This window comes from Micromonospora sp. NPDC005413, from assembly GCF_040606435.1.
Taxonomy (GTDB): domain Bacteria; phylum Actinomycetota; class Actinomycetes; order Mycobacteriales; family Micromonosporaceae; genus Micromonospora.
Genome location: NZ_JBEXEV010000008.1, coordinates 15366 through 35004, shown reverse-complemented (window position 1 = coordinate 35004; position 19639 = coordinate 15366). Strand labels below are relative to the sequence as shown.

17 protein-coding genes are annotated in these 19639 nt (G+C 70.9%); 1 reads left to right on the top strand and 16 read right to left on the bottom strand.

Annotated features, from left to right (window positions below; genetic code table 11):
- Positions 1-7 precede the first annotated feature (7 nt).
- From mtrA to efeU, 4 genes are all read right to left on the bottom strand, one after another.
- Positions 8-697 (bottom strand): MtrAB system response regulator MtrA, encoded by a 690-nt coding sequence (mtrA, locus tag ABZS37_RS12210; protein ID WP_007455837.1) that lies wholly within the window; start codon positions 695-697, stop codon positions 8-10.
- 226 nt (positions 698-923) lie between these two features.
- Positions 924-2201, bottom strand: a complete 1278-nt coding sequence (gene efeB, locus ABZS37_RS12205; RefSeq protein ID WP_355168184.1) for an iron uptake transporter deferrochelatase/peroxidase subunit — start codon at positions 2199-2201, stop codon at positions 924-926.
- A gap of 25 nt (positions 2202-2226) precedes the next feature.
- Positions 2227-3357, bottom strand: coding sequence for an iron uptake system protein EfeO (gene efeO / locus ABZS37_RS12200; RefSeq protein WP_355168182.1), 1131 nt, complete (start codon positions 3355-3357; stop codon positions 2227-2229).
- A gap of 23 nt (positions 3358-3380) precedes the next feature.
- Complete coding sequence (efeU, locus tag ABZS37_RS12195) at positions 3381-4349, bottom strand: iron uptake transporter permease EfeU (RefSeq protein WP_355168435.1); 969 nt, start codon at positions 4347-4349, stop codon at positions 3381-3383.
- A gap of 170 nt (positions 4350-4519) precedes the next feature.
- Between efeU and ABZS37_RS12190 the strand changes: the two genes are divergently transcribed.
- On the top strand, positions 4520-4678 hold the full coding sequence (locus tag ABZS37_RS12190) for a hypothetical protein (protein WP_272615629.1): 159 nt from the start codon (positions 4520-4522) through the stop codon (positions 4676-4678).
- Positions 4679-4749: 71 nt separating this feature from the next.
- Here ABZS37_RS12190 and ahcY read toward each other — a convergent pair whose 3' ends face one another.
- From ahcY to ABZS37_RS12130, 12 genes are all read right to left on the bottom strand, one after another.
- Positions 4750-6249: an adenosylhomocysteinase gene (gene ahcY / locus ABZS37_RS12185; RefSeq protein ID WP_355168180.1), complete on the bottom strand. Its 1500-nt coding sequence runs from the start codon at positions 6247-6249 to the stop codon at positions 4750-4752.
- Positions 6250-6528: 279 nt separating this feature from the next.
- Positions 6529-7692, bottom strand: coding sequence for a mannose-6-phosphate isomerase, class I (gene manA, locus ABZS37_RS12180; protein ID WP_355168178.1), 1164 nt, complete (start codon positions 7690-7692; stop codon positions 6529-6531).
- A gap of 3 nt (positions 7693-7695) precedes the next feature.
- A complete protein-coding gene (locus ABZS37_RS12175) occupies positions 7696-8703 on the bottom strand; it encodes a cation diffusion facilitator family transporter (protein WP_355168176.1) in 1008 nt (335 codons plus the stop codon).
- 67 nt (positions 8704-8770) lie between these two features.
- A complete protein-coding gene (locus ABZS37_RS12170) occupies positions 8771-9967 on the bottom strand; it encodes an SIS domain-containing protein (RefSeq protein ID WP_355168174.1) in 1197 nt (398 codons plus the stop codon).
- Entirely contained in the window at positions 9964-10149 is a 186-nt protein-coding gene (locus ABZS37_RS12165) for a Trm112 family protein (RefSeq protein WP_030490836.1), read from the bottom strand. The genes ABZS37_RS12170 and ABZS37_RS12165 overlap by 4 nt, the downstream gene beginning before the upstream one ends.
- 60 nt (positions 10150-10209) lie before the next feature.
- Positions 10210-11595, bottom strand: a complete 1386-nt coding sequence (locus ABZS37_RS12160; protein WP_355168172.1) for a phosphomannomutase/phosphoglucomutase — start codon at positions 11593-11595, stop codon at positions 10210-10212.
- A gap of 70 nt (positions 11596-11665) precedes the next feature.
- Entirely contained in the window at positions 11666-12730 is a 1065-nt protein-coding gene (locus ABZS37_RS12155) for a hypothetical protein (RefSeq protein WP_355168170.1), read from the bottom strand.
- Between the two features lie 294 nt (positions 12731-13024).
- A complete protein-coding gene (gene nfi, locus ABZS37_RS12150; protein ID WP_355168433.1) occupies positions 13025-13690 on the bottom strand; it encodes a deoxyribonuclease V in 666 nt (221 codons plus the stop codon).
- 124 nt (positions 13691-13814) lie between these two features.
- Positions 13815-14069, bottom strand: a complete 255-nt coding sequence (locus ABZS37_RS12145; protein WP_355168168.1) for a hypothetical protein — start codon at positions 14067-14069, stop codon at positions 13815-13817.
- Positions 14070-14139: 70 nt separating this feature from the next.
- Positions 14140-14769, bottom strand: coding sequence for a tetratricopeptide repeat protein (locus ABZS37_RS12140; RefSeq protein WP_355168166.1), 630 nt, complete (start codon positions 14767-14769; stop codon positions 14140-14142).
- A gap of 68 nt (positions 14770-14837) precedes the next feature.
- Positions 14838-15269 (bottom strand): hypothetical protein, encoded by a 432-nt coding sequence (locus ABZS37_RS12135; protein WP_355168164.1) that lies wholly within the window; start codon positions 15267-15269, stop codon positions 14838-14840.
- Between the two features lie 8 nt (positions 15270-15277).
- Positions 15278-19630 (bottom strand): toxin glutamine deamidase domain-containing protein, encoded by a 4353-nt coding sequence (locus tag ABZS37_RS12130; RefSeq protein ID WP_355168162.1) that lies wholly within the window; start codon positions 19628-19630, stop codon positions 15278-15280.
- Positions 19631-19639: the final 9 nt, after the last annotated feature.

Here is a 19639-nt window from a genome sequence, read left to right as displayed (position 1 = left end):
GACCAGGCTATCCGGTCCCCGCCTTGTAGCCCACGCCCCGCACGGTGAGGATGATTTCCGGTCGCTCCGGGTCCGGCTCGATCTTGGCCCGCAACCGCTGGACGTGCACGTTGACCAGGCGGGTGTCGGCCGCGTGCCGGTAGCCCCAGACCTGCTCCAGCAGCACCTCGCGGGTGAAGACCTGACGTGGCTTGCGGGCGAGCGCGACCAGCAGGTCGAACTCCAGCGGCGTCAGCTTCACCTCCTCGTCGTTGCGGCTGACGGTGTGCGCGGGCACGTCGATGGTGATCTGGTTGCCGGGCGGCCCGATGGTCAGCATCTCGGGGGCCACGTCCTCGCCCCGGCGCAGCCGGGCCCGCATCCGTGCGACCAGCTCCTTGGGCTTGAAAGGCTTGACCACGTAGTCGTCGGCACCGGACTCCAGGCCGAGCACGACGTCCACGGTGTCGCTCTTGGCGGTCAGCATGACGATCGGCACGCCCGACTCCGCACGGATCGACCGGGCGACGTCGATACCGCTCATACCGGGCAGCATCAGGTCGAGCAGCACGATATCGGGACGACTGTCGCGAAATGCAGCCAATGCCCGTTCGCCGTCCGCTACGAACGAGGGCAGGAAACCCTCGCTACGCAGCACGATGCCGAGCATCTCGGCGAGCGCGGGGTCATCGTCGACCACCAGTACGCGGGCTCTCATGGGATTAATATTGCATCCTCATTCAGTTCGGTGGGACCGGCGTCTGCCGGTAACGCATAACGTCGCCGAGGAACCTGACACCCGCGACCCACGGCGGCGGCGCCACGTGCTGCGGTGCCGGGCGCACGGAGGATTCCCCGACCAGGCTGCCACCATGATCCCCCTTCGGTGGCGCCCGGCGCCACCGCAGCCCGAGCCGATCCCCGTGTCGCCAACCGGACGACGGTCAGCCGAAGAGCGCCCGCCCCCAGTGGTCCCCGCCGTCGCGTACCCCCGGCGGGCAGGCGAACACCCCGCTGGAGACGTGCCGCAGGTACTCGTTCATCACGTCGTGCCGAGCCAACTGGGTCTGGATCGGCACGAACTGACGGCGCGGATCGCGCTGGTAGGCGATGAAGAAGAGGCCGGCGTCGAGCCGACCGAGGCCGTCCGAGCCGTCGACGAAGTTGTAGCCCCGGCGCAACAACTGGGCGCCGTTGTTCCGACTCGGGTGGGCCAACGTGACGTGGGCGTGCTCAGCGATCACTGGCTCACCGTCCGCGCCCCGCGCGGCGAAGTCCGGCTCGTCGAACTCGTTGGTCCGACCGAGTGGGGCACCGCTGCCCTTGGTCCGGCCGACGATCTCCTCCTGCTCGGCCAGCGAGGTCCGGTCCCAGGTTTCCACCAGCATCCGGATCTTGCGGGTGACCAGGTACGAGCCGCCGGTCATCCAGTCCGGCCCGTCGCCCGGCTGCACCCACAGCTGGTCGCGCAGCAGGTCGGTGTCCTCAGCCTTGAGGTTGGCCGTGCCGTCTTTGAACCCGAACAGGTTGCGCGCGGTCGCCTGGTCGCGGGAGGTCGACGAGGTACGGCCGAAGCCGAGCTGCGACCAGCGGACGCTCACCACGCCCATGCCGAGCCGGGCCAGGTTGCGGATCGCGTGCACCGCCACCTGCGGATCGTTGGCGCACGCCTGCACGCAGAGGTCGCCGCCGGAGAGCTGCGGCTGCAACGCGTCGCCGGGAAACTTCGGCAGCTCGGCAAGGGCGGCCGGCCGCCGATCAGCGAGGCCGAAGCGGTCCCGGCCGTCGGCGTCACGGAACAGCGTCGGCCCGAAGCCGATCGTCAGGGTGAGCTGCGACGGGGGCAGGCCAAGCGCCTCACCGGTGTCGTCCGGTGGGGCCTCCGGCATCCCGCCGACCGCGCCGAGCACCCCGGCGTCCCGCCCCGCGGTCATCCGGGCGGCGGCGGCCGTCCACTCCTCGAGCAGCTCCGCCAACCGGGCCCGGTCCTTGGTGATCACGTCGAAGGCGACGAAGTGCAGCCGGTCCTGCGCAGGGGTGACGATGCCGGCCTGGTGCTCACCGTGGAAGGGCACCGCCCCGGCCGGGTGGTCGCTCGCCGCGGCCGGGCCACGGGAGCCGTTCACCAACACCCCCGCGCCGACCGCCACCCCGGCGACCCCGGCCGCCCCGGCACCGGCGAGCGTGATCGCCCGTCGCCGGGTGAACCTGCTTCCGCTCATCGACTCGACTCTTTCTGCCATCCGGTCACTTGGCGACGGTCGCCGCGACCTTGCTGATCGGCTCGGCGAGCGCGTTGATGCCGTCGGAGAGCTCCTTGAGCTCGGTCTTGCTCAGCGCGGTGTGCAGCTTCCACCCGTCGCCGTCGCGGTGCTTGCCGAGCAGCGCCTCGACGTTGGCGAACTCGGTGTCCAACTGCTTGACCAGCTCCGGTGAGCGCTGCTCAAGCGCCGGGCGGAGAGCGGACACGGCGGCCTTGGACCCTTCGAGGTTGGCGGCGAAGTCCCACAGGTCGGTGTGCGAGTAGCGGTCCTCCTCGCCGGTGATCTTGCCGCTGGCCACCTCGTCGAGCAGTTCCTTGGCGCCGTTGGCGAGCTGGAGCGGGGAGAGCTTCTCGGCGTTGGCCTTGGCCACGATCTCCTTGACATCGACCAGCAGCCGATCGGCGATCGGGCCGTCCTTGCTGATGTCGCCGGACTGCCAGAGGTCCTTCTCGATCCGGTGGAAGCCGGTGAACTCCATCCCCTCCTCGATGACCTCCTCGCGGCCGTCGATCTTGGGGTCGAGGTCACCGAAGATCTCGGCCACCGGCTCGATCCGCTCCCAGTAGGTACGGGCGACCGGGTAGAGCGCCTTGGACTTCGCCACGTCGCCGGCCTTGACGGCGGCGACGAACTCCTCGGTCTTGTCCAGGAGCGCGGCGGTCTGGCTCTTGACGTAGCGCTGGTAGTTCTCGGTGGCACCACCCAACGCGGCGTCGGCGGTGAGCGGCTGCGCCGACCCGCTGACCTTGAGCGCACCCCGGATGCCCTTGCCGCTCATCCCGGGCTTGCAAGCCGTCTGGTACGTGCCGGCCGGCAACTCCACGTGCAGCTCACGGCTCAGCCCGGGGGCGATGTTCTCCACCTCGCCCATCACGCGGTCGCCGTCGGCGTACACGTAGAACTCGGTCACCTTCGCACCGGAGTTGGTGATCTTGAAGGTGGCGGTGCCGGCGCCCAGGTCGGTCGTACCGACCTCGCAGGCGGTGTCGCTGGCCTTGACCACGATCGGGCCGCCGGCAGCCGAATCACCATTGTCGGCGTCGGAGCAGGCGGTTACACCGGCCGTCGCCAGCACGCCGGCAGCGGCCAGCGCGAAAAACTGGGTGCTACGCATCTGAGCTGTCTCTCCTCGTGGGGTCAGGCACGCTGCGGCGTGGACGCCGCCTCGGCCTCGGCCTCGGTGCCGGTGTCGGCCCCGCGCTCGGTGACGGTGGTGGGGGTGGTCGCGGCGGTGTCGCTCGCGCCGGTCGTCGGGGCCGCCTCGCTCGCGGGCCCGGCCGGCGCCGCGACGGGTGCCGGCTTGCGACGGGTCGGGCGCAGGAAGAGCAGGAGGACCGGCGCGGCGTACGCGACCCAGGCGACCGTCTCCAGCACCGTGGGCGCGGGAGTCACGTTGAACATGCCGGCGAGCAGGGCGGCGTACCAGGTGCTCGGGTCGAGCACGCTGGTGATGTCGAAGGCTAGGTCGTTCAGGCCGGGCAGGACACCGGCCTCCTGGAAGTCGTGCACGCCGTACTTGAGGATGCCGGCGGCGACCAGGATCAGCAGCGCGCCGGTCCAGGTGAAGAACTTGCTGAGGTTGATCCGCAGAGCACTGGCGTAGAGCAGCACGCCGAGCACCACGGCGGTGGCGATGCCGCCGATCAACGCGAGTAGCGGCCCGCTGTCTCCGGCCGCACCCTGGGCGGCCGAGTAGAAGATCAGCGCGGTTTCCAGGCCCTCCCGGATCACCGCGAGGAAGGCCATGCCGGCGACCGCGAGGGACCCGACGGCCAGCGCCTCGGTGAGCTTGCCCCGTAGCTCTCCGGCGATGGTCCGGGCGGCCCGACGCATCCAGAAGATCATCCAGGTGACGAAGACCACGGCGGCGACGGAGGTGATCGCCTCGAACAGCTCCCGATCCTCGGAGCGGGCCAACAGCGAGGTCGACGTGTACTCGATCAGCCAACCGAAGAGCACCGAGAGCGCCACGGCCAGGCCGACGCCCGCCCAGACCTGTGGCAACCGGTCCCGGCGCTGCGACTTCACCAGGAAAGCGACCAGGATGCTGACCACCAGGGTGGCTTCCAGGCCTTCCCGCAGGCCGATCAGGTAGGTGGCGAACATCCCGGCTCCGAGTTCATTAGGCACGCCTCAGCTAACTTAGGGCAGCCATACCTTCCTCCTGCTCAGGGTCCTCGTCAAGTCGTTCGCGACAAGCTCACTCACCTCGCGACCAGGCCCTTGGACCACCTGACGGCGGGCCGCCCCCATTCGACTGTGGAAGGATCCCCGCCGTGAAGGGATTCCTGCCGTGGCTGACGGTGCTGGCCGTGGTGCTGCTGCTCAGCGCGCTGCGCCTACGGGCGCTGGCCACCGTCGTATCGGTCGGCTGGCTGGCCTGGTGCGTCTGGACGTGGTTCCGCCCCACCCGCCGCGGTCCTCGTTCGGGCTGAGCACACCGGACCACAGGCGGAGACGACGAACCGGGCCGGCTGCGAACAGCCGACCCGGTCCGAAGTGTCGATCAGTAGCGGTAGTGATCCGGCTTGAACGGACCCTCCGTGGAGACACCCAGGTACGCGGCCTGCTCCTTGGTCAGCATGCTCAGCTTGGCGCCGAGCGCGCCCAGGTGCAGCCGGGCGACCTTCTCGTCCAGGTGCTTGGGCAGCACGTAGACGCCGATCGGGTATTCCTCGGTCTTGGTGAACAGCTCGATCTGGGCGATCGTCTGGTTGGCGAACGAGTTCGACATCACGAAGCTCGGGTGCCCCGTGGCGTTGCCCAGGTTCAGCAGGCGGCCCTCGGAGAGCACGATGATCGCGTGCCCGTCGGCGAAGCGCCACAGGTCGACCTGCGGCTTGATGTTGACCCGCTCGACATCCGAGCGCTTGGCCAGGCCGGCCATGTCGATCTCGTTGTCGAAGTGGCCGATGTTGCCGACGATGGCCTGGTGCTTCATCCGGGCCATGTGCTCGTTGGTGATGACGTCGAAGCAGCCGGTGGCGGTGATGAAGATGTCCGCCTGCTCGACCACGTCGTCCAGGGTGGCGACCTGGTAGCCGTCCATCGCGGCCTGCAACGCGCAGATCGGGTCGACCTCGGTCACCACGACCCGGGCGCCCTGGCCACGCAGCGACTCGGCGCAGCCCTTGCCCACGTCGCCGTAGCCCATCACGACGGCCATCTTGCCGCCGATCAGCACGTCGGTGGCCCGGTTGATGCCGTCGATCAGCGAGTGCCGGCAGCCGTACTTGTTGTCGAACTTGCTCTTGGTCACCGAGTCGTTGACGTTGATGGCCGGGAAGAGCAGGGTGCCCGCGCGGTGCATCTCGTAGAGCCGGTGCACGCCTGTGGTGGTCTCCTCGGTCACGCCCTTGATGCCGGCGGAGATCCGGGTCCAGCGCTGGCCGTCCTCGGCGAGCGAGCGGTGCAGCAGCTCGAGGATGACGCTGTATTCCTCGGAGTCGGCGGACTCGACCGGCGGGACCGCTCCGGCCAGCTCGAACTCGGCGCCCTTGTGCACGAGCAGGGTGGCGTCGCCGCCGTCGTCGAGGATCATGTTCGGACCCTGCCCGTCGGGCCAGGCGAGCACCTGCTCGGTGCACCACCAGTATTCCGGCAGCGTCTCGCCCTTCCAGGCGTACACCGGGACGCCGGCAGGGGCCTCGGGGGTGCCGTCCGGGCCGACGACGATCGCGGCGGCGGCGTGGTCCTGGGTGGAGAAGATGTTGCACGACGCCCAGCGCACCTGCGCGCCGAGCGCGACCAGCGTCTCGATCAGGACGGCGGTCTGGATGGTCATGTGCAGCGAGCCGGTGATCCGCGCGCCGGCGAGCGGCTGCGCCTCGGCGAACTCTCGACGGATCGACATCAGGCCGGGCATCTCGTGCTCGGCGAGCTGGATCTCCTTGCGCCCGAACTCGGCGAGCGACAGATCCGCCACCTTGAAGTCGCCCTCGGCGAGCGTGCTCGGCCGAGCCTCGGACGGCGTACCGCTGGCGGACGCCGGGAGGGTGCTGGTCATGAAAGCTCCTGTCGAACGATGTCTACGCCGATCCTCCACCTTACGCGCGTCGACGACGGGCATCGGGGGACGGTCCGCGGACAGCGCACGGGGCGGTCGGTGATGGACAGACTTTCCCGCCCACGTCCCGCCCGCCCCGTGCATCCCCCCGGTTTGGTTCCCCGCACGTTGTCGGACCGTCGTCGCGATAACGCTGCGTACCCATAGAGTCACACTCAGGCAAGTCAGCGTCAAGCTATTCCGGGAAAGTCGGACTTGTGTCGGCCCAGAACGTCCGCGTCACCGCAATCCGGAGGTCGCCACGTACGCCTCGCCGGCACCGCTGATCCGCAGCGGCTCGCCGGCCGCCGTACCGATCGCCGCCTCGCCGGACGTGAGCGTCAACGCGCCGGCACCGTCGTCCACGGTGATCGAGCCGCCACCGCAGAGCACCACCCGGGGACCGGGCAGCGGCAGCGTGACCGACGGCACCGCCGCACCGACCCGCACCCGGTGCAGCGCGAAGTCGTCCACCGGAACCGGCCACCAGTCCACACCCGGGCCGACCGGCTGCGCGGCCCGGACCGGATCGTCGAGCGCCTCGAAACGCAGCACCCGCAGCAACTCGTCGACGTCCACCCGCTTCGGGGTCAGGCCGCCGCGCAGCACGTTGTCGCTGGCCGCCATGATCTCGACGCCGCACCCGCTCAGGTACGCGTGCAGGTTGCCGGCGGGCATCCAGATCGCCTGCCCCGGTGTCAGCCGCACGTGGTGCAGCAGCAACGCGACCAGCGCGCCCGGATCGGCCGGGTACGCCTCGGCCAGCCGGCGGACCAGTTCCGCGTCCGGGCCGTCGGCCGACGCGGCCAGCACGGAACCCAGCAACGTGGCGCGTTCCGCGACCGGCCAGCCGAGCAGCGTCCGCACCGCCGTCCGCAGCCCCGCCGGCCCGGTCCGTAACGCGTTGACCACCGGCGCCAACTCCGGTACGCCGAACGCGGCGAGCGCCTCGGCCGACTCCGCCGGCTCCCGGAAACCGCACAGTGCCTCGAACGGGGTGAGCGCGACCAGCAACTCCGGCTTGTGGTGCGGGTCGGAGTAGTTGCGCTCCCCCTCGGGGCGCTCCGCGTCCGCCGCGTAGCCGACCCGGGCCTGCTCGGCGTCCGGGTGTGCCTGCAGGCTCAGCGGCGCGTCCGCTGCAAGGACCTTGAGCAGGAACGGCAACCGGCTGCCGAACCGCTCGGACACCCGCTGGCCGAGCCACTGCCCCGGCTCGTCACGCACCAGGTCGCAGAGGCTCACCCGCAGACCGGCACGGTCCACGTTGGCCGGGGCGCCCGGGTGGGCGCCCAACCACAGCTCGGCCTCCGGGCCTTCGCTGGGCACCGGCCGCCCCTGTAGGAGGGCGATGGCCGAGCGAGACCCCCAGGCGTAGTCCCGGATCGGTCCGTACAGTGGCTCCACCCGTCAGCCCCCGGGCCGCCCGGCCGCCTCGCCCGACGCATCCTGTTGCTGCGGCACAGCGGTGTCGGCGGCGGCGCCGGTGCCGGCCTCGGCGGCGGCGACGCTGTAGATGTCCGGCTCCAGGTAGATCACCCGGGCGGTCGGCACGGCGGCGCGGATCCGCGCCTCCACGGCGTTGATGCCGCGCGCCAGATCGTGCGCGCTCTCACAGGACGGCACGCCGATCTTCGCGGCCACCATCAGCTCTTCCGGCCCCAGGTAGAGCGTCTTCATGTGGATGATCCGCTCCACCTCGGGGCCGTCGGTGACGGCCCGCTCGATGGCAGCCAGCTCGGACGCCTCGGCGCCCTCACCGAGCAGCAGGCTCTTCGTCTCGATGGCCAGCACCACGGCGATGATCACCAGCAGCACGCCGATCATCGCGGTGCCGGCGGCGTCCCACCGGCCGTTGCCGGTGATCAGGGTCATGCCGACGCCGAACAGCGCGAACACCAGACCGACCAGCGCGCCGAAGTCCTCCAGCAGCACCACCGGCAGCTCGGGTGCCTTGGCCCGGCGGATGAAGCGCACCCAGGACTGGTTGCCCCGGATCTGGTTGGACTCCTTGATCGCGGTCCGGAAGGAGTACGACTCCATGATGATCGCCGCCACCAGCACGACGACGGGCAGCCAGTGCCAGGACTTGATCCCCTCCGCGTGGTCCCACTTGTGGTACGCCTCGTAGAGGGCGAACAGGCCACCGATGCTGAACAGCACGATGGACACGATGAACGCGTAGATGTAGCGCTCCCGGCCGTACCCGAAAGGGTGTTCCGGGGTCGCCGCGCGCTTGGCCCGCTTGCCGCCGAGCAGCAACAGGGCCTGGTTACCGGAGTCGGCGACCGAGTGAACCGACTCGGCCAGCATCGACGACGAGCCGGAGAGCAGGAACGCAATGAACTTGGTGACGGCGATGCCGACGTTGGCCAGCAGGGCGGCGACAATCGCCTTCGTCCCACCGTTGGCGCTCATGCCACCGCTCCGCTTCGCCCGACGAAGCCGATCGGTCCGCGCATGCCGCACCGCCCCCTACTTTCGTTCACTGGTTCGACAGCTCCTTCATCTCGGTGATGGCCGGCACGGCCATCGGGTCCAGCCCATGGGCCAGGGCAAGGTAGATCGAGGCAAAATCTGGGACCGCGATCAGCGAGGCCAGCCGCTCCAGAGCGGAGCCGCCCTCGGCGGTGACCACGTCGCACCGCACGCCGCGGCGCTCGGCGAGGGTCTGCACCGCGTCCGCGCGGCGCTCCTCGACCGCGAGCGGCTCGTCGGTGTCGTCCTCGGCGTTCAGCCCGCCGTCGCGCAGCAGCACCAGCCGCAGCCGGGTGCCCTCGCCGTCGTCCTCCGCAGGGTCGGCGAAGATGTCCCGCTCCCCCTCGGCCAGGCCGCCGAAGACGCCGTCAAGCAGCCCGACCCGACCCCGACCGGCCTCACCGAGCGCTCCGGTGACCACCGGGTAGCGGGCGTTGGCCGAGAGGGTGTCGCCGAACCGGCGGGCAGCCACGGTGGCCAGCGGGGACGAGCCCCAGACGATCGGGATCGAGCCGGCCAGCGCCAGGGCCAGGGACTTCGCCGGGTTGACGAAGGACTCCGCGGCGGACCGGCAGCGGTCGGCATCCGCGTCGAGCCGGGCCGCGGTCTCCGCCAGGTCCGCCTCGTTGACCTTCACGAGCCCGAGCGAACGGGCGGCGAGCAGGACCGGCACGGTGAGCGCCCAGAGGCTGGCCCGGGCCGGTGCGCGCCGGGGCACCGGGATGAACGGCGCCCGGGCCTGCTCGGCGATCGACTGCAACTGCGAGTCGGGGGCACCCACGGCGACCAGTCGGGCACCGCGCCGGTGCGCCGCCTCGGCGGCACCGAGCGCCTCCGGGCTACGACCGGACGCGCTCACCGCGATCACCACGTCGGCCGCGCCCACCCAACCGGGTACGCCGGCACTGCGGTGCGCGATGACCGGGACCGGGCAGCGTGGCCCGGCGACCGTAGCCAGCACGTCCCCAGTCCGCCCGGCGGTGCCGATGCCGGCGATCACCACGGCTCGGGGCCGCCCGTCGTCGGCGAGCACCGCCAGGTTCGCCTCGGCAGCCAGTGCGGCGCTCTCGCGGACCTGCGCACCGGCCGACGCCGTGTGCCGGAGCATGCCGCCCGGGTCGCGCTCGGCCAGCGCCTCCGGGTCGTCGAGCAGGGCCTCGTCGGCATCGCGACGTCCACTGACCCCGGCCGTACCGTCGATCATGAGGGCTGCCCCGGGCCGCCACGCGCCTCGTCGAGCAGCAGCACCGGCACGTCGTCGCGGACCTCGAAGATCCGGCCGCACTCCGTGCAGGTCAACGTCTGCGCCTCGGCGTCATAGGTGAGCGGGGCGTGGTGCGTGTCCGGGCAGGCGAGAATCTCGAGCAACTGCGGATCCAGGGCCATGGCACGGCTCCTTCCACGTGTGCGGCTTACCGGCGGCGGTGCCGACCGGCGCAGGCGATCTTATCGGCGAACGCGGTCGAGCACGTCGTCCCGGAGCGAGACCATCCGATCCCGGGTGGGCGCCTCGACGTTGAGCCGCAGCAGCGGCTCCGTGTTGGAGGCGCGCAGGTTGAACCAGGCGCCATCGGGGAAACGCAGGGTGAGCCCGTCCATCTCGTCGGCCACCGCGTCGGGGTACGCGGCCCGCACCTCGGCCACCGCCGCCGCCTGGTCGGCCACCGTCGAGTTGATCTCGCCGGAGGCGATGTAGCGCTCGTACTCGCTGGCCAGTACGGACAGTGGCAGCGACTGCTCGCCCAGCGCGGCCAGGGTGTGCATCGCGGCGAGCATCCCGGTGTCGGCGAACCAGAAGTCCCGGAAGTAGTAGTGCGCGGAGTGCTCGCCGCCGAAGACGGCATTGGTCCGGGCCATCTCCGCCTTGATGAAGGAGTGCCCGACCCGGGCCACGACCGGCTGCCCACCGTGCTCACGGATGATCTCCGCGACCGCGCTGGAGGTGATCAGACCGTGGATCACCGTGGAACCCGGGTGCTTGGCCAGCTCACGCGCGGCGACCAGGGCGGTGATCGCCGACGGCGAGACCGGCTCGCCGCGCTCGTCCACCACGAAGCACCGGTCGGCATCACCGTCGAAGGCCAGCCCGATGTCGGCCTCGTGCTCGACCACCGCGCGCTGGAGGTCGACCAGGTTCGCCGGATCCAGGGGGTTGGCCTCGTGGTTGGGGAAGGTGCCGTCCAGCTCGAAGTAGAGCGGCACGATCTCCAGCGGCAGCGGCGACAGGGCGGCGTCGCCCAGCACGGTGGGGACGGTGAAGCCGCCCATCCCGTTGCCGGCGTCGACGACGACCTTCAGCGGGCGGATGCCCGAGAGGTCGACCAGCTTGCGCAGGTAGCCGGCGTAGTCGGGAAGCAGGTCGCGCCGCTCGGCCGGACGGGTCGGCTCACCGGCCGGGCGAGTCTCGCCCGAGTCGAGCATGGCCTGGGCCCGCTCCCGGATCTCCGTCAGACCGCTCTCCTGGCCGATCGGACGGGCGCCGGAGCGGCACATCTTGATGCCGTTGTACTGCGCGGGATTGTGGCTGGCGGTGAACATCGCACCGGGCAGGTCGAGCGAGCCGGAGGCGAAGTAGAGCAGGTCGGTGGAGGCGAGCCCGATCTCGATCACCGAGCGCCCCTCGGCCCGTACGCCGGCAGCGAACGCGGCGGCCAGGCCGGGCGAGGTGGCTCGCATGTCGTACCCGACGACGACCGCGTCGCCCGGCTCGTCCGTGGAGTTGAGCAGCTGGGTGAATGCCGCTCCCAGCGCCTCCGCGACCCGTTCGTCCCACTGGTCCGGCACCGTCCCTCGGACGTCGTACGCCTTCACAATCTGGGACAGATCAGACACGTGTTCCACTCCTTGGCCGCAAGTTAGACACCGAGCCTGAGCCTAACGGAGGGTCCGGGTCGAACCCCGCTCAGCCGGGGAGCCGGGGCATGAGCACGGTGTGACCGCCATCGTCGGTGGGCGGATCCCCGGGCAGCGGCCGGGTCTCGGGCGGCCCCGGCACCGGCTGCGTCGCCTCCGGGACCGAACCGGGGTTGTCTGGCCGGGCACCGTAGACCCCACCGGTGGCGGGCCGCGGGGAGGGCACGGCATCCCAACCGGTGGCCGGTGGCTGCTGGCCGTACACCTGCCCAGGGCGACCGGGCGCGGCCGGCGACCCACCGCCGGAGCGGTAGGTGGTGCCGCCGGGGTTGCCCGGCAGCACGCCGGGCGGCTCGGCGGACGGCTTTCGATCCTGTCGCGAGCGACGGAACAGCAGCCCGACGAGCAGCAGCCCGATCGCCACCATCACGATGCCGAAGAACATCACCGGCGATCCTCCACCGGACGAATCGGCGGCGGTCGCCGTGGTGTCTGGCGCGCCGGACACGCCACCCGGCGCCGCCGGGTTCACCGCTTGATCAACGATCGCGGCCTCGGTCGGGCTCGGAGTGGCCGACGGCTTCTTCGACGGCGTCGGAGTCGGCGACGGGGTGACCCGAGCGCCGGTCACCTTCGCCGAGTCACTGCCTCGGCCCAACTCCTGGCCGGCCGCGCTGACACCCGCGCCGGTGACGACGAGCCGGCCACCCGGGGCACTCGCGGCGAACGCCACCCGGTACCGCACGGTGATGCCCTTGCCCTTGCACAGGGTCGGCTTCGCCGGCGACGTCTGCGCGGTCGCGACGCTGCCGCCACCGCCGGTGACGGCCACCGGGAACCAGCGCCCGCCCGCGTTGACCTCGACCGTCACCTGGTCCGACCCGAGACCCTCAAGGCGCAGACCCAGCGCGGTACGCAGCAGGACGCACCCGTCGGAGCGCTTACGCACCGCGACGTTCACCCCCTGCGGCGAGCCGCCTGCGGCGAAGCTGCTGGCCGCACCCACACGGACCGAGTCGTCGGCGGCCAGCGCCGGCGACGCACCGAGCATCACCAGACCGCCCACCAGACCGCAGACCGTCGCGAGCCGTGCCGCGCGTCGACGCACCGTCATGATTACCTCACCGTTCTCCCCGGGTGGGGTTCGCGGGTCAGGCTACTACCGGCCCACCCACCCCACCGGTCATAGAGCGGCCCGGATGTGTGCCGCGTTACGGTTTACGGCCCAGCCCGCCGACCTGCGGTGGGAGCCTCCTCGGCCGGGCTGATCCGCGTTTCTGGTCGGGCTGGTCCGCGTTTCCAGTTGCCTGTTCCGCGTTTCCAGTCGGGCTGTTCCGCGTTTCCAGTCGGGCTGTTCCGCGTTTCCAATCGGGCTGATCCGCGTTTCCAGTCGGGCTGGTCCGTGCGATCAGTTCGGCTGTTGTGTGCGGGCCAGGGCGTCGCGGCAGAGTCGGTCGGCGGTGCGGGTGGTCTCCGGCAGGCGGTAGCGCGGGGTCAGCGCGAGCACCTGCGCGGTCGCGTTCTCCAGGCTCATCCGATGGCCGACGCTGACGAAGACCGGCTTCACCCCGTCCCGGGTTCGTAGCACCCGACCGATGACGTCGCCGCTGTCGCACAACGGCGACCAGGCACCCCGCTCGGCGGACGGCGGATCCCACGTCCCGACCAGCGGCGTCTTCCCCACCCCGATCGCGGGCAGCCCGGTGACCACCCCCAGGTGGCAGGCGAGCCCGAACCGGCGCGGATGAGCCAGCCCGTGCCCGTCGCAGACCAGCAGGTCCGGGAGGGTGGTCAGGCGGTCCAGTGCGGTGAGCAGCGCGGGCAACTCACGGAAGGCGAACAACCCGGGCACATAGCCGAACGAGGGCCGACCCACGCTGACCGCGGAGTCCACCACGGCCAGCGTCCGGGCATCCAGCACCGTCACGGCCGCCGCGAGCAGGTCACCGTCCTGGGAGTACGCGACGTCCAGGCCAGCCACCGTCGCGGGCGCGCTCGGCCCCGGCCCAACCAGGTCGACCAGCGGCCGCAACTCCTCCTGTACGGCCACCGCCTCCGCCACACTGCCCGGCACCGCCACACTCCCCGGCACCGCCACACTGCCCGGCACCGCCGCCGCACGCCATGATCCACTCCACATCACCGACATGGGGCTATCCCAGGACCCGGATGCCCCAATGTCGCCGAACTGGAGTCGATCACCCTCGGCGCAAGCCGCCGGCGCCATCCCCGGTGGCACTGCCGTCCGAGCTGACGTCCCGTCCCGGCCTCCCACCGGCGGCCCCACTCCTGTTCGCACCGAAGGCGACCGCGAAGGCAACGCCGATGGCGACACCGAATGCGACCCCGCCCGCCGCGCCGAACGAGGGAATGCCGATCGCCAGGCCGATCAGGATGCCAACCGGCCACGCCCAGACATTGGACCTGGTGCTTTCCGTGTCGGATCTCGCCATGCGCCGATGCTATTCGGCTCTGCATACTCCCCACACCGTTCACTTCCGACGGCAGCACGGCGATCCACGGTCAGGCCAGGCCCAACTCTTCGCGGGCCTCCTCGATCCACTGGCCCACCCCGTGCGCACCGCTGCCGGCCGCGAGCCCGGCCGCCTCGTCGAGCAACTCGCGGGCGGACTCGCGATCACCGTCGCTCGCCGCCAGGCTCGCCAGGCCGATCAGGTTCGCCGCGACCCCCGGAGTGAAGGACAGCTTCCGGCGCAGCCGGGTCGACTCCGTCAGCAGCTCCCGCGCCGCGTCGACGCGACCGGCGGCCTGCTCACCGAAGCAGAGGTGCCGCAGCACGTACGACAGAGTCAGCTCGTCCCCCGCTGCGGTAGCCAGCTCCCGCGCCCGGGCAAAGGCGGGGTCAGCGGTCGATTGGTCCTGACGGATCACCTGGTGGATCACGCCCACCCAGAAGAGCGACTCGCCCTCACCGCAGGCGTCACCCAGCTCGCGGTACAGCCCGGCCGCCCGTTCGAAGAGCGGCAGTTCCGCCGCGTCCTCCAACCCGGTGTCCAGGAAGCGGGCGTGCAGGATCCGGCCCCGGGCCAGAGCCACATCGGCGTCCAGCGCGGCGAGATCCCGCTCGGCCTCGTCCAGCGGCTTCGCGTCGCCGCCGAAGACCGCCAGTTCGTAACGCTCCTGCGCCCGCACCAAACGAGCGTCCAACCCTTCGGCCATCACCGACCCGCCCTTTCGTCGATTCGCTTGCGGAGCGATACCTACGCCGCCTTCCCTATGTCGGGGTCCGCGCCAGGATCACCGGCCGCGCGGAGTTGTTCCTCGAACATCACGAACGACCGCTGCCGAATTCCCCGGATAAGGGCCTGCTCTCGTGGTGTCTCGTGACGCGTCTCGGCGTCTGCCAGGTCCTCGATCGACCGCACCGTCTCGTAGAGCGCGAAGATGGGTCCTTCACCCTTGAGGTAATGAGCCCGGAACGCCTCCACTTCCTGAACGAAATCCTCGGCAGTGCGGCGGAATACATCCCCCCCGACGTCGAAGACGATATCGGTGAAGAGGTCGTTCTTCTCCTGCCAGCCGCCGGTATCGATGGAAACACGCCATACCCTGGCGCCACCGTCGGGCGTCTCCACGATCTTTACTGGCGACTGGTAGTAGAGGTAGTAAGACGGGAGCACCAGACCAGGCATTTGGGCCATCAGATGTTCCCCTCGTAGGTCGACTGCAATGCCTGCCAGAACAACTGTTGCTCGCGACGGAGGACCCCATCTGCTATTGCTCCCTCGCGCCTCGTCAAAGCTCGCCCCTCGGCTCGAGCCAAGGCATCCACATCACGGCGTACCTCATACAACGCATGCTCCCAGAGAGCTATCGCGTCGAGCGCGGCCAGATGCAGACGGAACTCGGCGAGGTGCTCGTTGCGCGTCCGCAGCACGAGTTGCACGTCCCGGTAGCCGCTGTCTTCGGGAGACATGAACCGGTCCTGGCAACTCACAATCTCGACGTCAGGGTGGTCACGTATGCGCCCGAGCGCAGCGTAGAGATCGTCGAGACATCGGAACTCGACCTTCGCGGCTGCGAGGTCAAGCAGCTTCGACGCGTCACCCTGATGCTTGTTCACCTTGTCCTCGGCTCGCCGTCGGTCCTTGGGCTGAGGACGCCAGCCAGGCTCTCCGACACGGAGTCCATCGACATGGGCTAGGGATACCGCCAGCTCGTTCAAATCTGCCTGCGCCTCAGCTGCCGCGGAGTAGAGATTGTCGAGGTAACGCCCCCGGTAGGCAACGTCATCGCGCCGGACGTCATCGAACCCTGCCTGCGCGACGGGGCCCCGACGCACCTGGATGCTGGCGCTGATTCTCAGCTGCTCGTCGGTGAGGGGTGTGGGCTCTGGTTGAGGCACTTTCCGGGGGGCCGTGCCCTGTCCCTCCTCCTCCTGCTGAGCGACGTCGTTGAGTACTTCGGCGAGGACGTCGATGGCCTGCTGATGACTGGCGAGGTGATACAGAGTCAACGGGCGAGCGGTCAGCGAGTTCGCGAGTTCGGGCGTGGACAGGATCATGCGCGCCAGATCCGGATGCCGCACCAACTGCCGGGCCAGGCTCTCAGCCAGTTCCGGCTCGTTCGCGGGCGGCTCCCTTCGGGCGTGGTCGAGCATGTCGCGGACCCGGACGTCGGCAAACAGCCGCACCACATCCCGGGCCGACGCCTCGTCCAGATCCGGTACCAGGCGACGGAGCGCAGGTGGATCGACCGCCGTCGCGAACTCAAGGGGACTCACGCCGGCCGCGAAGATCTCGTCCAGACTGCCGGCCATCGAGACGACGTGGGCCGTGCCGCCACTCGGCGAGGGATGGTCCCGAGCAGCTCGAGACGACGTGTCGGCAGGCTCGGCGTCCTGCGAGAACGAGGCCGAACCTGGGCCGTCCAGCAGCAGGTACATCCGGTTGATGTACGGGTCACCGTGGCCGCCGTCGTCGTGCGCAGGCGGGTGGTCCGGTAGGTCGGGCCGCTCGCTGAACCGGCCCCGGGGCAGCCCGCCGAGCGGCATCGGCCGGCCGTCTCCGCTCAGCACCAGCGCGTCGATGCCGACCACATCGGGGTACAACGGCCGGTCCCGGACCACGCCATTCTGCGGGTCCACGTAGAGCACCGTGCCGTTCTGGTTGAGCGCGACCCAGGCGTGCGAACCACCGTGTGACCACTCGGTGACCAGGAACGCGTAGCTGCCGTGGCCTCCCAGCAGCAGTTGGTCGTGCAGGTTGCGGTAGCCCCGGTCGGCGGCCTGCCGCGCCTGCTCGGGGTGCGGGCGCTGGCCGGACGACGGGGAGAGGAGTTGCTGGAAGCGTCCGCCGGTCACGTCCTCCACCCGGCCCGGGCCGCCGGCCTCACCACGGATCGGGCGTCGGGTGTCACCGTCCAGGTAGCCGTCGAAGGTACGCGGCGCCGACACTCGTGGCCGCCCGTGCACCCACGTCTCGAACAACGACAGCGTGCAGTCGAGGCAGTTGATCCCCCGGGTGGCGTCGGCCCTGGGACCTCCGTCGTTCAGGAGCCGGAACCAGCCGCCCTGTCGGGGGTCGGCGGTGCGTGTCATCGTGCCGTCCGACTCGCGGGGCATCTGCCGTTCGACGTCGACCTGGTGCAGGGCGAGTGGTGGACGCAGGCCTCCATGCCGTCCGTACGGTCGGGAGTCATCGATCGGCGGGGGATCGTCGTCGCCAGTGAGCCGGGACGGGCCGGCCGTCTCCACCGCGCCGAGCGCGAGGGCGCCCACGTCCCTGTTGGCATGCTCGAAGGCGGTGGCACCGATGTCCACGACCGGGGGCGCCGTGGCTCCGGCCAGCACCGCGTCGGCCAGGTCACGCCATTGGGCGTACGCGCGCGTCTCGTCGTTCGCGGCCCGCTGCCAGCCGTCGGCCCACTGCCGGTGGCCGGCCTGATGCAGCTGTCGGGCGTAGGTGGCGTACTCGACGGCTCTGCGGTCGTGCTCGGCGGCCCGGGCGCGCAGTCGGGTGGCCTCCGACTGCCGGCGATTGTTCTCGAACCCGGTCCGCTGCGATTCGTAGTGCCCCTGGTAGCGCCGCCGCTCGGCAGCCTCCGCTTCGGCCGCCCACCGGGCCGCGTACGAGTCGTTGGTCTCGGTTGCGGGCACCGACGGATCGCCGAAGGCCACCACGTCGACGGGGATGGACGCCCGACCGCGGGCCGGATGGTCGGGTGCCCGCACCGGCGCGAGGGCCTCCCGCAGCGGGACGCGCGATGGCACGGCGTATCGGCCCACCACCGGTGGCGTGGAGGTGCCCGGCGGCGGCGTACCGCTGGTCGTGGTCGGGGCGGCGACCATGACCGGCGCTGGCGGGCCGGGTGCGGTCGTCGGTGCTGGTAGGCCAGCCGACGGAGACCAGGCGGTTGGGCCGGCGGTGGTGGTGTGGTGGTGTGAACTGGTCGGGTGGCCCTGCACAGCAGCACCGGTGGCCGGCCCGCTGGTCGATTCGAGGGTCCCGGCCACGGGTGCGACAACGGACGAACGCGTCGGATCGACGGCCACCGACGAGAGCGTGGGGTCGGCGGCGACCGACGAGAGCGTGGGGTCGGCGGCCACCGGGTTGGACGTGCCCGGCCCGTCCGACGACGGCATCGCCTCGGACGCGGGCATCGAACGGCCCCAACCGTCCACCTCGGACGAGGAGACGACGGACAACGATGGCGGCACCTCGGTCGCCTGTGACAGACCCCCGCCCGAGTAGGTCGGCAACTCCGCTTGTAGCGGCGCCGCGTGGTCGGGCTGCGACGGGACGACGGCCGTTGCCGCCTGCACCGGAATGGCCGGAGACAAATCCGCCCCACTCGACGCCACCACGCTCGAACCCACCGCACTCGCGGCGACCGGCGACGAGGCCGCCGAAAACAGCGCCCCCGCCGACGAAGATGCGCCCGCCGACGAAGCAGAGGACGCCACCGCGGCAGCTGAATCCCCCGCGACAGGTGCCACGGAAGGGAGGGATGGACCGGCGAGTGCTGCTCCGGCGAGGGCGTTGGCCTGCGCGTCGAGCCGGGCGCGCAACGCGTGGTCGGTCTGGCCGGTCGCCGAACCGGTGGCCCCGGAAGCGGCAGCGCGTGCCGCGTCCTCCAGCGAGGTCAGGCCCCCACCGGTGGCCAGGCCGGCGGCGCTGTCGGCGAGCACCTCGCCGGTCATCTCCCGCCCCAGGTGCTCCCCGACCCGTGCCGCTCGCCCGGTCGCGTGCCGGCCCAGGCCGGCCAGTGGTGCCACCGCCCCGCCGGCGAGCCCGCCGACCGCCGATGCGCCGAGGTCGGTCAGGTCCAGGCCGTGCGCACGCCCGGTGGAGTTCTGATATGCCTGAGTGGCCAGGGTGACACCAGACTCCTCCGCGGCCTCCTCCAGCCCTTCATGGGCGGCCCGCTTGGCGAGCCCGCGTACGCCACCCCGCGCGGCCTCCTTGGCGGCCCGCTCGCCGGCCTCCTTGAGCCCGTGTTTGAGGGACTTGCTGGCCAGCTGGCCCATCAGTCGCCTGAAGATCTGTTGGACCAGCAGCCGGGTCGCGGTGATCGCCGCGCCGGCGGCCGGGGTCGCGGCCCCGGCGGTGAGCACCGCCGCCACCGCCACCGAGAGCAGCTCGATGACGAGGATGCCCAGCTCGATCCAGACTTCCAGCTTGGCGCCCTCAATGTCGCAGCCGCACTCCTCGACCAGCCGGCCCAGGTCGGCGGTGACCGCGAGCAGCACGGGCAGCGGGGCGTCGGCGCCCTCGGCGATCCCTCGCCAGGCCGCTTCGAAAGCGGCATCGACCGCCCCGCCGCCTCCGTACCCACTGTGCACCTCGACGGCGGCTGTCGCGGCGTCGGCGTGTGGGCCGGCAAGCACAGCCGCTACCGCGTACCACTGGTCGGCGACGTCCCAGACGGCCCGCTCGTTGCCCTCCGGCCACTGGACGCCGACCACCCAGTCGAGGGCCTCGTAGATCCAGCCCGGCACGTCCCAGGGTGCGTGGTCCAGTGGGTGCGGAATCGGGCTCGGCAGCACGCTCATCGGGGTCGC

Excerpts from the sequence above, each read along its gene's own strand:
- mtrA (WP_007455837.1), bottom strand. The coding sequence starts at position 697 with ATGAGAGCCCGCGTACTGGTGGTCGACGATGACCCCGCGCTCGCCGAG.
- efeB (WP_355168184.1), bottom strand. The coding sequence starts at position 2,201 with ATGAGCGGAAGCAGGTTCACCCGGCGACGGGCGATCACGCTCGCCGGT.
- efeO (WP_355168182.1), bottom strand. The coding sequence starts at position 3,357 with ATGCGTAGCACCCAGTTTTTCGCGCTGGCCGCTGCCGGCGTGCTGGCG.
- efeU (WP_355168435.1), bottom strand. The coding sequence starts at position 4,349 with ATGTTCGCCACCTACCTGATCGGCCTGCGGGAAGGCCTGGAAGCCACC.
- ahcY (WP_355168180.1), bottom strand. The coding sequence starts at position 6,249 with ATGACCAGCACCCTCCCGGCGTCCGCCAGCGGTACGCCGTCCGAGGCT.
- ABZS37_RS12175 (WP_355168176.1), bottom strand. The coding sequence starts at position 8,703 with ATGAGCGCCAACGGTGGGACGAAGGCGATTGTCGCCGCCCTGCTGGCC.
- ABZS37_RS12170 (WP_355168174.1), bottom strand. The coding sequence starts at position 9,967 with ATGATCGACGGTACGGCCGGGGTCAGTGGACGTCGCGATGCCGACGAG.
- ABZS37_RS12165 (WP_030490836.1), bottom strand. The coding sequence starts at position 10,149 with ATGGCCCTGGATCCGCAGTTGCTCGAGATTCTCGCCTGCCCGGACACG.
- ABZS37_RS12155 (WP_355168170.1), bottom strand. The coding sequence starts at position 12,730 with ATGACGGTGCGTCGACGCGCGGCACGGCTCGCGACGGTCTGCGGTCTG.
- ABZS37_RS12145 (WP_355168168.1), bottom strand. The coding sequence starts at position 14,069 with ATGGCGAGATCCGACACGGAAAGCACCAGGTCCAATGTCTGGGCGTGG.
- ABZS37_RS12135 (WP_355168164.1), bottom strand. The coding sequence starts at position 15,269 with ATGCCTGGTCTGGTGCTCCCGTCTTACTACCTCTACTACCAGTCGCCA.
- ABZS37_RS12130 (WP_355168162.1), bottom strand. The coding sequence starts at position 19,630 with ATGAGCGTGCTGCCGAGCCCGATTCCGCACCCACTGGACCACGCACCC.